An 11,379-nucleotide genomic window follows, 5' to 3' on the forward strand; every position below is an offset into this window, starting at 1 on the left:
GGGCGGTGACGGCGCCCGCGCGGGGGCGTGGGCGTCCGCGTGATCCGGAGACCGACGCCGCCATCCTGCGGGCGGCGCTGGAGGTGTTCGTCGAGCGGGGCATCGAGGGGTTGAGCATCGAGCAGGTCGCCAAACGGGCCGGGGTCGGCAAGCTCACCGTCTACCGCCGCTGGGCCACCAAGGAGGAGCTCGTCTCCCAGGCGATCCAGACCATCGTGGGCGAGGAGCTGACGTTCTCGCTCGACGACCTCGACGCCCTGTCGCCGTACGAGATCACCGAGCGGGCGCTTCCTGCGGCGGCCGAGCTGGCCGCGAGCCCCGCGTACCGGGCGTTGATCGCCCGTATCCTGGGCTCCGCCGTGAGCCACCCGTCGCTGATGGCGGTGACCTGGGAGCGGTACATCCTGCCGCGCCGGAGGCTGGCCGCGTACCTGATCGAACGGGCCCGGCAGGAGGGCCTGCTGGCCCCGGACGCCGACGCCGACGTGCTGATCGACATGATGGTGGGCGCGGTCATGTACCGCGCGCTCCAGCCCGGCCCGCCCGACACCGCCGAGATGCTGCGCTACCTGCGCGCCGTCTACCGCCAGGCCGGCCTCCTCCCACCGGAGCCCTCCTGACGGCCGTGGCGCAGGCGTCATCGGGACGTAAGATCCGGCCTGCCCGCGCCGCTCTACGCTCGGCGCCATGAGGGCGATGCGAACGACGGCCGCGTTATCCGCGATCCTGCTGGCGACCGCGTGCGGCGGCGCGGCGCCGGCCGAGACGACGTTCTCCCCGCCGGCGTCCTCGTCCGCCGCCGGTGTGCCCGACGCGCTGCGGTTCTCCGCGAAGACGCTGGACGGGCGGGCCTTCGACGGCACGAGCCTGGCCGGCAAGCCGGTGGCCTTCTGGTTCTGGGCGCCGTGGTGTCCGAAGTGCCGCTCCGAGGCCCCCGCCGTCAAGGCCGCCGCCGCTGAGTACGGTGACGTGGCGTTCGTCGGCGTGGCCGGCCTGGACACCGAGCCGGCGATGAAGGACTTCGTCCAGAGCACCGGCACCGGGGACATCACCCACTTGTCCGACACCGAGGGAGCTGTCTGGACGAAGCTGGGCGTCAGCGCACAGTCCACGTTCGTGTTCATGAAGCCGGACGGATCCACCCTGAAGGCATGAGGTCCGCTCACCCGCGACAAGCTGGACGAGCACCTGCGCACCCTGCTCTCCCGGTGATGGAGCTGCCGCTCGCCCTCGCGGTGACCGCCGGCGCCGTGGCCGCCTTCAACCCGTGCGGCTTCGCGATGTTGCCCGCGTACCTGACGTTGCTGGTCAACGACGAGGGCGGCGGGCGGCCGGTCGTGCGGGCGCTGGTGCTCTCCGGCGCGATGACGGCCGGCTTCGTCACCGTCTTCGGGCTGTTCGGGCTGGCGGTGAGCGTGCTGGCCGTGTCGGTGGGGGCGTACCTGCCGTGGGCGACGATCGTCATCGGGCTGCTGCTGCTCGGGCTCGGCGTCTGGCTGGTGTCCGGGCGAGAGCTGATCGTGCGCGTCCCGGGGCTCGCCACCGGCCGCCCCACGACCGCGCCGCTCTCCCTGTACGGGTACGGCCTCTCCTACGCGGTCGCCTCCCTGTCCTGCACGGTCGGGCCGTTCCTGGCGGTCACCTCGGCCGCGTTGTCCGGCGCCGGGCCGGCCGGTGGGGCGGCGGCCTTCCTGGCGTACGCGCTCGGCATGGGCCTGGTCGTCACGGTCCTGTCGCTGGCGGTGGGCCTCGCCCGCGCCGCCGCGGTGGCCCGGCTGCGGCGGCTGCTGCCGTACGTCTCCCGAGCCGGCGGCGTCCTGCTCGTCCTGGCCGGCCTGTACGTCGCCTACTACGGCTGGTACGAGCTCCGCGTGCTGGCGGGGGCCGCCGCCGACGACCCGATCGTGGGCGCGGTCACGTCCGCCCAGTCCGCGCTCACCACCTGGCTCACGAACGCGGGCGCCGGCTGCCTCGCCGCGACCGCGGCAGTGCTCGCCGTTGCCGTCGGGCTCCACCGGAGATCGGGACGAAGCTAGGCTCCGCAGCGGCGCGCCGACCGCACGCACCACAAGGTCCGCACCACACCGAGCCGCGCCGTACGGCCCCCCTACCTTTCACCTCAGCTGCCTCGGCCAGGAATGCGGCCCTCATCCGAAGCGGAAACGCCTCCGCCGGAGGCGTATTGTCCGACAACCTGCTCTCGGGCATGATCACCTCATGCCTGGAGAACAGACGCTGGTTCGCACGCTGGCCGAGCTGTTGACGGATGTCGCGTGGTTCCTGGAATCGGCGGACGACTCGGCTGTCCATCCTGACGACGCGGTGAAGCAGTTGGAGTCGATGAGCCACAGGCTCGGCCTGTTGCCGTCAGAGGATCGGTTGACGTTGGTCGCGCTGATTCATGAGAGGGCGGAGTCGGAGGCCGAGCCTGGGTTCCGCGAGTTCCTGAAGACGTTCCCGGAGGCCGTCGGACTGCTCGATGAGGACGTCCGGAGGGATCAGGGGAAAAAGTGACGCCTGCGAAGGTCATGGAATTTTATCTGGGGCTTTTTGCGGCCGCCCTTGGCTCGCTGCTGTTTCTCGTATTCATGAGCTTTCTTCTTGGCATTCATGTAGGCGTTTCGTTGGGCAGCGCTCTTTCTGCGGTTGCAGGAGTGGTCGCGATGGTCAAGACCGGTCACAGGTATTTCTTCGCGGGCTGGCTTGTCGCGGTTGCCGTTCTCGGCGCTTACCTTACGGTCACGCTCTTCGTGAGCTGATGCGGGTCAGGCCCTGGGGATGACGTCTTCCGGCTCGGGGCGCCAGTCGGCCGGCGGGACCAGACCGGGATCCACCGACCGGGCGATCTCGTGCACGTTGCCCTGGGTGGGCAGCCCGGAGCCGAGATCGAGGAACTGGCGGATGCCCGCCTCGGCGGCCATGCGGTGGACGACCAGGCGGATGAAGGCCCGGTTGGACAGGCCGGCCTCGCGCGCCTCGGGGGCGATCGTGAGCGCCTCTTCGGCGACCTTGCGGTCCACCTCGTGGTTGTGCGCCCCGCCGAGGAATTAGTCGTACACGCGGGCGATGCTCGGTGTGGTGGGATCGATTCCGGGAGGTACGTCGGGCTCCATGACACCTCATACCTGTGGCGGCTCGGTCGGGAGGATGGTCATGGTCGCGGAGAAGTTCATCCGAGTGTCTCCGGCGATAGAGCTGTTCGTCGCGTACACCGGTGAAGCGGCTGGTTCCTGCCCCTTGCTGGTGATCCATGGCGGGCCCGACTGGGACCACACCTATCTGCGGGATCCTCTGATGGAGCTCGCCGACCGTCACAACCTGATATTTCCGGACTTGCGCGGATGTGGGCGGTCCACCCGAGGGCTCCCCGACGACAGCTACACGCCCGCCGCCGCGACGGACGACCTGGTCGCGCTGCTCGACGCGCTCGGCGTACGCCAGGCCGACGTGCTCGGCTTCTCCTACGGCGGGCTCCTCGCCCAACGCCTGGCCCTGGCCGCCCCCGGCCGTGTGCGGCGGCTCGTGATCGCCTCCAGCGTCGTGCTCCCCGTGCCCCCGGACGCCTACGACGGCTGGGCCGAGCGTGACCGGCGCCGCGCCGCCGAGGCCACGATCTGGTCCGACCCGCGGCTCTCCGGCCCCGACCTCACCCGCGCCGCCGCCTTGGCCGGCGCCGAGGCGGACGTCTGGCGCCCCGAGGCCCTCGGCGCCTACCGCGAACGGCTCTCCCGCGTGCGCTTCTCGGCCGAGTGGGCCCGGCCCTGGCAGGCGGGCGTCCTGCCGCCCGCCCGTCCCGACCGCGCCGCCGAACGGCTGGCCCCGCTCGGCCTGCCGATCCTGCTGCTGCACGGCAGGCAGGACATGACGTTCCCCGCCATGCTGGCCGAACAGGGCGCCGAGCTGATCCCGTCCGCCCGCGCGGTCGTGCTCGACGAGGCCGGGCACATGGCCCACGTGGACCAGCCGGGCCGCTGGCTCGCCGCCGTCGCCGCGTTCCTGGCCTGATTGACTTCCTGCGAGACACCTAGCGAAGGAGCCGCACAACATGACGAACGCACTGCCGGTCACCCTTGACGACGTCCACGACGCCGCCGCCCGGCTCAAGGGCGTCGCCCACCGCACGCCCGTTCTGCGCTCGCGCACCCTGGACGCCCTGGTGGGCGCCGAGGTCTTCGTCAAGTGCGAGAACTTCCAGCGCGTCGGCGCGTTCAAGTTCCGGGGTGCGTACAACGCCGTCTCCCGGCTGTCGCCGGCGCAGCTGGCCAAGGGCATCGCGGCGTACTCGTCCGGCAACCACGCCCAGGCCGTAGCGCTGGCCGCGCGCGAGCTGGGCAGCAGCGCGGTGATCGTCATGCCCGAGGACACCCCGCGCCTCAAGCGCGAGGCCACCGCCGGGTACGGCGCCGAGATCGTCACCTACGACCGCTACACCGGCGACCGCGTGGCCATCGGCCAGGCGCTGGCCGCCGAACGCGGCCTCGCTCTGATCCCCCCGTACGAGCACCCGCACGTCATCGCCGGGCAGGGCACCGCCGCGCTGGAGCTGATCGAGGAGACCGGCGAGCTCGACGCGCTGGTGGTGCCGGTCGGCGGTGGGGGCCTGATCGCGGGCAGCGCCACCGCGGCCAAGGGGCTGCTGCCGGAGATCACCGTGGTCGGCGTCGAGCCGGAGGCGGGCGACGACACCAAGCGGTCGCTGGAGGCGGGGGAGCGGGTGGCCGTCCCGGTCCCGCGGACGATCGCCGACGGGCTGGCCTCCGAGATCCCCGGCGAGCTGACGTTCTCCATCAACAACCGCCTGGTGGACGACGTCGTCGTGGTCAGCGACGACGAGATCCGGGCGGCCATGCGGCTGGCGTTCGAACGCATGAAGATCGTCGTCGAGCCGAGCGGCGCCGTCCCGCTGGCCGCGCTGCTCGCCGGACGGCTGCCCGAGGTCCCGCGCCGGATCGGCGTCGTCATCTCCGGCGGCAACATCGACGTCGGCCGCTTCGCCGAGCTGGTGGCGGCCTGACGATCAGGTCAGAACGGCACCGGCAGGTTCACCTGCCCCGCCAGGGCGACGAGCCGGCGACGTCGTCCACCGGCGGAACACCACGGACGTCACGTCGCGGCGGTCCTCCAGATGCGCGGCGAGCCGCCGTGCCCCCTCGATCGTGTCGACGTCGAACAACCGCTCCGCGCCCGGCAACTCGGGGCGGACGAGCCGGCTGCCGGCCGCCAGCACCAGGCGGTCGTAGCCGACGGCGGCCCCGCCGGCGCGCACCACACGGGCCTCGACGTCGATCGTCTCCACGGCGGCGCGCAGGTGCCGGACGCCGATCGGGCCGAGCACCGCGCGCAGGGGGAGCGCGGCCTGCTCCGGGTCGGGCTCGTACAGCCGGGGCCGCAACACCATGTCGTCGCCCGGCGCGATCAGGCTGATGCGCAGGTCCTCGCTCACGCGGGCGGCCGCGACGGCGGCCCAGACCCCGGCGAACCCGCCGCCGACGATCACAACGTGTGACATGTCCTCATCTCCTTCGGAACGTCATGCCGCGAGGGAGACAAGTCAGGAGACGCGAACGTGACCGGTGTGCCGCAACTTGTCGGGGTTGGCCACCCGGCGGAACGACGTGATGCGTCCGCCGGAGATCTCGACGGTGTCGACCCAGATGAGCGCCCCGTCCCGGCAGGTCGCGAGCCCCGGCTCGCCGCCGACCTCGACCACCCGCGTCGTGGTGCCGGGACGGCGGACCCCCAGCGCCGCCAGCAGCCGTGCCACGGGCTCTCGGCCCCGCACCGGCGTGCGGGCGGCGGTCGCCCTGCCCCCGCCGTCGGCCACGTAGACGACGTCGGGATCCAGCAGCTCCACCAGCCGGGCGAAGTCCCCCTTCTCGGAGGCGGCGCGGAAGGCGTCGAGCACCCGTTCCCGTTCGGCGCGGCTCGCGGACGGGCGCCGCCGCACCCGCGCGACGCGGGCGCGCGCCCGGGAGGCGAGCTTGCGGCAGGCCACCGGCGACCGGCCGAGCACGCCCGCGATCTCGCCGAACGGCACCTCGAAGACGTCGTGCAGCACGAACGCCACCCGCTCGGGCGGCGGCAGCTCCTCCATCACCAGCAGCATCGCCGTGCTGACGGACTCGTCGACCAGCACCCGTTGACCGGCGTCGGGGCCGGTCAGCAGCGGCTCGGGCAACCACGGGCCGACGTAGGCGTCCCGGCGCACCCGCGCGGAGTTCAGCACGTTGTACGCACTCCGCGCCGCCACCGTCACCAGCCACGCCCGCAGGTCCGCCACCTGCGACAGGTCGGCCGGCGCCGCGCGCAGCCAGACGTCCTGGACGACGTCCTCGGCCTCCGCGACACTGCCCAGCAGCCGGTACGCGGCGCCGAAGACGGCGGGCCGGTGCTGCTCCACTCCTCGCCGAGACGCGAGCTCTCCATACGGGCGAACCTACGCCCGGGGCGCCGGCGGGGTGTGGACGGATCACGATTACTCGGCAAAACTGTGACGCAGGTCTGAAATTTGCCCTATATCTCGCGAAGAGGTGGCGTGCATGGATCTGTCGGGCAGCCCGGGTTCCATGAACGTCGATGACCTGGTCGCCGTCGACGTCCACACCCATGCCGAGATCTCCAAGGACGGTCACGGATCGCTCAGCCCCCGGCTGTTCGGCGCGTCGGAGGAGTACTTCGGCTCGCACGAGCGCCCGACCGTCGCCGAGACGGCCGCGTACTACCGGCGGCGCCGGATGGCCGCGGTGGTCTTCACCGTGGACGCCGAGCACGCCACCGGCCACCCGCGCATCTCCAACGAGGAGATCGCCGAGAGCTGCGCCGAGCACGCCGACGTGCTGATCCCGTTCGCGAGCGTGGACCCGTGGAAGGGGCGGGCGGGCGTCCGCGAGGCCGTGCGGCTGGTGAGCGAGTACGGCGTGCGCGGCTTCAAGTTCCACCCCAGCATCCAGGGCTTCTCCCCGGACGACCGGATGGCCTACCCGCTGTACGAGGCCATCGAGGAGTCGGGCGCCATCGCCCTCTTCCACACCGGCCAGACCGGCATCGGCGCGGGTGTCCCCGGCGGGGCCGGGATCCGGCTGAAGCACTCCGACCCGATGCTGGTGGACGACGTCGCCGCCGATTTCCCCGACCTGAAGATCATCCTGGCGCACCCGTCGTTCCCGTGGCAGGACGAGGCCCTCGCGGTGGCCGTGCACAAGCCGACCGTGCACATCGACCTGTCGGGCTGGTCGCCGAAGTACTTCCCGCCGCAGCTCGTCCGGTATGCCAACAGCCTGCTGAAGGAGAAGGTGCTGTTCGGCTCCGACTACCCGGTGATCTCGCCGGACCGGTGGCTGGCCGACTTCGACCGGCTCGACATCAAGCCGGAAGTCCGCCCCATGATCCTCAAGGACAACGCCGTACGCCTCCTCGGCCTCGACGAAGGAAAACAGCCATGACCGTCACCGCGCACGGCCTCGCCGGGCTCAAGGAGCTCGCCGGCCGCGACCTCGGCCACAGCTCCTGGCTGGAGGTCGGCCAGGGCCGGGTGAACACCTTCGCCGACGCCACCGGCGACCACCAGTGGATCCACGTCGACCCCGAGCGGGCCAAGGACGGGCCGTTCGGGGGCACGATCGCCCACGGCTACCTCACCCTGTCGCTGGTCATCCCGCTCTTCGGCGAGCTGCTCGACGTCCGGGGCATCTCGATGGGGGTCAACTACGGCCTGGACCGGGTCCGCTTCCCCAGCCCCGTCAAGGTCGGCGCGAAGATCCGGCTGGCCGCCACGGTCGTGTCGGTGGAGGACGTGCCAGGCGACGGCGTGCAGATGGCCGTGGACCTCACCGTCGAGGTCGACGGCTCGCCCAAACCGGCCTGCGTCGCCCGCGCGATCTACCGCCACTACGCCTGACGGCCCCTGACCCCTTGCGCCGGGACGCCTCCGCCCGTGGCGCGCGAGGCCCTCCTGATGGCCACCTCCGCCTCGACCAGCCGGTCGATCGGGTCGTGACCGGGGAGGCCGGGCACGCAGATCACCTCGCCGGCGTCGAGCGCGGCCAGCGACGCCTCCACGACCCGGGTCGCGGGGATGCCGCCCACGGGACGCGCCGGCGTGTCGTGCTCGCGCACCGGCTCCAGGCCCCGTGACAGGTGGAACTCGGTGTCGACCAGCCCCGGGGCCAGCGCCTGCACGCGCAGCGGCGTGCCGGCCAGCTCGCTGGCCAGCGTGCGGGTGAACGTCAGCACGAAGCCCTTGGTGCCGGCGTAGACCGCGCGGTGAGGGAGCGGGTGTGGCGGCAACGACCCGGCGAAGGCGATCTGTGAGGCCACGTTGACGATCGTGCCGTGCCCGTGCGCGAGCATTCCCGGCACGGCGGCCCGCGTCAGGGTGGTGAGCGCGGTCACGTTGACGTCGATGACCTTGGTCATGAGGCCGGGCTCCAGGTCGGCGAAGGGGCCGTAGCCGTTGATGCCCGCACTGTTGACCAGGAACGCGATGTCACCGGCCGCCGCCCGCTCGCTCACCCGGGTCAGGTCGCCGGGCGCGGAAAGATCGGCGACCATCGTCTCGACCGTCGTGCCGGCCTCCTTGCGCAACCTGCGGGCAAGCTCGTCGAGTCGTGCCCCCCGGCGGGCGACCAGGACGGTGTGCCATCCGCGGGCGGCCAGACGACGGGCGTATTCGGCGCCGATGCCCGACGAGGCTCCTGTGACCAAGGCCAACTGTCTGGTTTGCACAACTATGCCCCCTTTCGTTCCAGCACGGCCCCTACCCGCTGCGGCGGCGCCCGCTCACCAGTTGCGCGCCCCGATCAGCGTCTCCCTGTCGGCGTCGGGGAATCCGTAGGCGGCCGCCACGAACGCGAAGTCGGCGCCGATCAGCTCTCGCGCGACGGTCTCGATCTCGCTGCCGGCCGCGTCGAACTCCTCCTCCAACGCGTTGAGCTCCTCCGTCGCGGCGTCCGTGAGCGCGTAGAGGGCGGCCAGATCGGCGGGCCGCTCGGCCTCGATCCGGGCGCACAACCGCAGCAGGATCGCCTTCCCCTTGTCGACCAGGTGGTCGGGGAACCAGCCGTCGTCGTACATGCCCTGGAGAAAGGGGTGGCCGGCCGCCTGCCGGTTCGTCAGCGCCATCGGGGGTCTCCTGTCCTCGCCGTACGGGGAGATCCTGCACGGCGGCACCGACAGAACCGGTGAACGGCGGGAGCCGGGAGACGGCGCGTTCGACGACCGATGGAGTCACGCTCTCAGGCTTCGGCCGAGAGCACCCTCCGCAGAACCTGATCCAGGTCGGCGCGCATGCGCTGAGCCGCCTTGGTGTGCGCCAGCAGGTACGTGCCGTGCACGGTGCCGGCGTACAGATGCAGCTCGACGCTGACGCCGGCCTTCATCAGGCGCTGCGCATGGTCGAGTGCCTCGTCCCGCAGCGGATCGAGTTCACTCACGGCGATGAAGGCGGGAGGCAGCGCGGAGAGGTCCTCGGCACGGGCGGGCGCCGCGTATCCCATCCCGTCCTTGCCGTCGACGGTGGAGGATCCGCTGAGGTAATGCCGCCAGGAGAGTTCGAGGATCTCCCGGTCGAGTATGGGCACGTCGACGAGCCGGCGGATCGAGTCGCTTTCCAGCCGATCGTCCAGCACCGGGACGCCCAGGTACTGGAAGCGGATGCGGGGGCCGCCACGGTCCCGCGTGAGCAGGGCGAGCCCGGCGCTCAACGTGCCGCCGGAGCTGTCGCCGCCGATGGCGATCCGGTCGGGGTCGATGTCGATGTCGGCCGCGTTCTCCGCCATCCAGGTCAGGCTCGCGTAGCAGTCTTCGAGACCGGCCGGGAACGGATTCTCCGGCGCCAGCCGGTAGTCGACGGCGACGATGACCGCCTCCAGGTCGAGAGCCAGTTGCATCAGCAGGCCGTGCGTCATCTCCAGGTCGCCCAGTACGAAACTGCCGCCGTGGATGTGGTTCATTCGATGTTGCCCCCGTAACAGACACGTTGCCCGATGCCGTCGGCCAGATCGTTGATCGCGGCTGGTTCCGTTGTCCGGCCTTCGCACAGGAGGCGTAACGTCAATGTGTACGAATTGTTCATGACCGAGGTCACACCCCGAGCGGACCGTACTCGTACCTGGGGCCCGCGACGGTGGCGGGGCGCGCGTCAAGCCTGGGTGCGGAAGTACGGCATCCCCTTGACCAGCAATAACGCTGGCGGCAGGACGAGGATGAGGGCCGCCGCGGCGCCGAGCACCGTCGCCGGGCTCGTCAGCTCCGCCAGCGGCCCGGTCAGCGCCTGACCGAACGGCGACAACCCGAAACTGCACAACCAGGCGAACGAGCTGATCCGGCCGATCAGGTGGTCGGGGATCTCACGCTGCAGGGCGACCTCCCAGTGGATCGCGTAGATCTCCACGCCCGCCCCGGCGACCGCGTACGCCACGAACACCGGCCACGCCTCCGTCGACAGGATCAGTGAGGCCGGGGCCGCCGCGTAGAGGGCCATCGCGGCCAGCGCGACGGCGCCCGGCCAACGCGGCCGCCACGCCATCGTGAGCAGCCCACCGACCAGGCCGCCGACGCCGTAGCAGGTCAGCGCGACGCCGTACACGGCGGGGGAGCCGAACTCGGCGGTGCTGACGATCGGCAACAGGACCTGCGTCGGCGCCAGCACGAACATGAGGTTCACCGCCGAGAACACCAGGATCGCCCGCACCCATGGACGGCTGCCCGCCTCGGCGACGCCGGCGCGGATGTCCGCCGCGAACGACGCCCGTGGCGCCGGCTCCCGCCGCGGCTCCGCCACCCGCCAGAACGCGAGCGCCGCCGCCGCGAACACCACCAGAGTGATCACGTACGCGGCCTGCGTGCCGAACGCGGCGATCACCGCCACGCACACCACCGGCCCCACCATGATCCCCGTACGGATGGACACGCTGACCAGGGACCTCCCCGACACGCGCTCCTCGTCGGCGAGCACGCCGCGCAGCAGCCCGTTGAACGCCGGCCGCACGAACGCCTCGGCGATCCCCAGCACGAACACCGCCGCCGCCGCGGCACCGACCGGCAGCACCGCCGGCACCGCCAGCGTCCCGGCCACCAGCCCCTGGGCGGCGTACGCGCCGGTCATCAGCCGCCGGCGCTGAAGCCGGTCCGCCCACACACCGCCGGCGGGGAGAAAGGCGACCAGCGTGATCCCGCGAACGGCGAGCACCAGCCCGAGCGCGACCGCGTCACCGCCGGCGTCCACGACGGCGACGGTGATCGCCACGGCGAGCATCTGCTCTCCCATGACCGCCGCCGTCTGACTGGCCAGCAGCACGCGGAACCGCGGATTCCTCAGCGCCGCGACCCTGCTGACGACAACCCCTCCCACCCGGGACGATCACCCGACACGCCATGCTC

The 11,379-nt window shown here is 71.7% G+C and carries 15 protein-coding genes and 1 pseudogene; 9 read left to right on the top strand and 7 right to left on the bottom strand.

The window, feature by feature from the left end:
* The 5 genes from C1J01_RS40400 to C1J01_RS40420 all read left to right on the top strand — a co-directional run.
* Positions 1–620: TetR/AcrR family transcriptional regulator (locus C1J01_RS40400; protein ID WP_328589730.1), on the top strand; the 620-nt coding region annotated here is incomplete at its 5' end.
* A 67-nt stretch (positions 621–687) separates the two neighbouring features.
* On the top strand, positions 688–1,155 hold the full coding sequence (locus C1J01_RS40405; RefSeq protein ID WP_111184339.1) for a redoxin domain-containing protein: 468 nt from the start codon (positions 688–690) through the stop codon (positions 1,153–1,155).
* A 56-nt stretch (positions 1,156–1,211) separates the two neighbouring features.
* A complete protein-coding gene (locus C1J01_RS40410) occupies positions 1,212–2,036 on the top strand; it encodes a cytochrome c biogenesis CcdA family protein (RefSeq protein ID WP_235854986.1) in 825 nt (274 codons plus the stop codon).
* 181 nt (positions 2,037–2,217) lie between these two features.
* Positions 2,218–2,514 carry a hypothetical protein gene (locus C1J01_RS40415; protein ID WP_111184341.1) on the top strand — a complete coding sequence of 99 codons (297 nt, stop codon included), beginning with the start codon at positions 2,218–2,220 and terminating at the stop codon, positions 2,512–2,514.
* Positions 2,511–2,759, top strand: coding sequence for a hypothetical protein (locus tag C1J01_RS40420; protein WP_111184342.1), 249 nt, complete (start codon positions 2,511–2,513; stop codon positions 2,757–2,759). The genes C1J01_RS40415 and C1J01_RS40420 overlap by 4 nt, the downstream gene beginning before the upstream one ends.
* 6 nt (positions 2,760–2,765) lie before the next feature.
* On the opposite strand, the pseudogene C1J01_RS40425 reads toward C1J01_RS40420, so the two are convergent.
* Positions 2,766–3,035: pseudogene (locus C1J01_RS40425) on the bottom strand (SAM-dependent methyltransferase); the annotation flags it as partial.
* 118 nt (positions 3,036–3,153) lie between these two features.
* Between C1J01_RS40425 and C1J01_RS40430 the strand changes: the two are divergent.
* Together C1J01_RS40430 and C1J01_RS40435 are read left to right on the top strand one after the other, a co-directional pair.
* A complete protein-coding gene (locus C1J01_RS40430) occupies positions 3,154–4,005 on the top strand; it encodes an alpha/beta fold hydrolase (protein ID WP_111184353.1) in 852 nt (283 codons plus the stop codon).
* Positions 4,006–4,045: 40 nt separating this feature from the next.
* On the top strand, positions 4,046–5,014 hold the full coding sequence (locus C1J01_RS40435) for a threo-3-hydroxy-L-aspartate ammonia-lyase (RefSeq protein WP_111184343.1): 969 nt from the start codon (positions 4,046–4,048) through the stop codon (positions 5,012–5,014).
* A 3-nt stretch (positions 5,015–5,017) separates the two neighbouring features.
* Here C1J01_RS40435 and C1J01_RS40440 read toward each other — a convergent pair whose 3' ends face one another.
* Both C1J01_RS40440 and sigJ read right to left on the bottom strand, forming a co-directional pair.
* Positions 5,018–5,509, bottom strand: a complete 492-nt coding sequence (locus tag C1J01_RS40440) for an FAD-dependent oxidoreductase (RefSeq protein ID WP_111184344.1) — start codon at positions 5,507–5,509, stop codon at positions 5,018–5,020.
* A gap of 42 nt (positions 5,510–5,551) precedes the next feature.
* Entirely contained in the window at positions 5,552–6,400 is an 849-nt protein-coding gene (gene sigJ / locus C1J01_RS40445; protein WP_111184345.1) for an RNA polymerase sigma factor SigJ, read from the bottom strand.
* A 166-nt stretch (positions 6,401–6,566) separates the two neighbouring features.
* Here sigJ and C1J01_RS40450 point away from each other — a divergent pair, with 166 nt between their 5' ends.
* On the top strand, positions 6,567–7,442 hold the full coding sequence (locus tag C1J01_RS40450; RefSeq protein WP_111184346.1) for an amidohydrolase family protein: 876 nt from the start codon (positions 6,567–6,569) through the stop codon (positions 7,440–7,442).
* Positions 7,439–7,897: a MaoC family dehydratase gene (locus C1J01_RS40455; RefSeq protein ID WP_111184347.1), complete on the top strand. Its 459-nt coding sequence runs from the start codon at positions 7,439–7,441 to the stop codon at positions 7,895–7,897. The genes C1J01_RS40450 and C1J01_RS40455 overlap by 4 nt, the downstream gene beginning before the upstream one ends.
* On the opposite strand, the gene C1J01_RS40460 is transcribed toward C1J01_RS40455, so the two are convergent.
* The 4 genes from C1J01_RS40460 to C1J01_RS40475 form a co-directional block, all read right to left on the bottom strand.
* Positions 7,888–8,703, bottom strand: a complete 816-nt coding sequence (locus tag C1J01_RS40460) for an SDR family NAD(P)-dependent oxidoreductase (protein WP_220040352.1) — start codon at positions 8,701–8,703, stop codon at positions 7,888–7,890. The genes C1J01_RS40455 and C1J01_RS40460 overlap by 10 nt on opposite strands.
* A gap of 75 nt (positions 8,704–8,778) precedes the next feature.
* Positions 8,779–9,120, bottom strand: a complete 342-nt coding sequence (locus tag C1J01_RS40465) for a DUF5713 family protein (RefSeq protein WP_111184349.1) — start codon at positions 9,118–9,120, stop codon at positions 8,779–8,781.
* 113 nt (positions 9,121–9,233) lie between these two features.
* Positions 9,234–9,950 carry an alpha/beta hydrolase gene (locus C1J01_RS40470; protein ID WP_111184350.1) on the bottom strand — a complete coding sequence of 239 codons (717 nt, stop codon included), beginning with the start codon at positions 9,948–9,950 and terminating at the stop codon, positions 9,234–9,236.
* 188 nt (positions 9,951–10,138) lie between these two features.
* The gene (locus C1J01_RS40475; protein WP_111184351.1) at positions 10,139–11,350 is read right to left on the bottom strand and encodes an MFS transporter; all 1,212 of its coding nucleotides are present in this window, start codon (positions 11,348–11,350) and stop codon (positions 10,139–10,141) included.
* Positions 11,351–11,379 lie beyond the last annotated feature (29 nt).

The sequence above is a fragment of the Nonomuraea aridisoli genome (assembly GCF_003236395.1).
GTDB classification, from domain to species: domain Bacteria; phylum Actinomycetota; class Actinomycetes; order Streptosporangiales; family Streptosporangiaceae; genus Nonomuraea; species Nonomuraea aridisoli.

Coding starts and splice junctions, on each gene's coding strand:
- C1J01_RS40410 (WP_235854986.1), top strand. CDS start 1,212: ATGGAGCTGCCGCTCGCCCTCGCGGTGACCGCCGGCGCCGTGGCCGCC.
- C1J01_RS40435 (WP_111184343.1), top strand. CDS start 4,046: ATGACGAACGCACTGCCGGTCACCCTTGACGACGTCCACGACGCCGCC.
- C1J01_RS40455 (WP_111184347.1), top strand. CDS start 7,439: ATGACCGTCACCGCGCACGGCCTCGCCGGGCTCAAGGAGCTCGCCGGC.
- C1J01_RS40450 (WP_111184346.1), top strand. CDS start 6,567: ATGAACGTCGATGACCTGGTCGCCGTCGACGTCCACACCCATGCCGAG.
- C1J01_RS40430 (WP_111184353.1), top strand. CDS start 3,154: ATGGTCGCGGAGAAGTTCATCCGAGTGTCTCCGGCGATAGAGCTGTTC.
- C1J01_RS40415 (WP_111184341.1), top strand. CDS start 2,218: ATGCCTGGAGAACAGACGCTGGTTCGCACGCTGGCCGAGCTGTTGACG.
- C1J01_RS40440 (WP_111184344.1), bottom strand. CDS start 5,509: ATGTCACACGTTGTGATCGTCGGCGGCGGGTTCGCCGGGGTCTGGGCC.
- C1J01_RS40465 (WP_111184349.1), bottom strand. CDS start 9,120: ATGGCGCTGACGAACCGGCAGGCGGCCGGCCACCCCTTTCTCCAGGGC.
- C1J01_RS40405 (WP_111184339.1), top strand. CDS start 688: ATGAGGGCGATGCGAACGACGGCCGCGTTATCCGCGATCCTGCTGGCG.
- C1J01_RS40470 (WP_111184350.1), bottom strand. CDS start 9,950: ATGAACCACATCCACGGCGGCAGTTTCGTACTGGGCGACCTGGAGATG.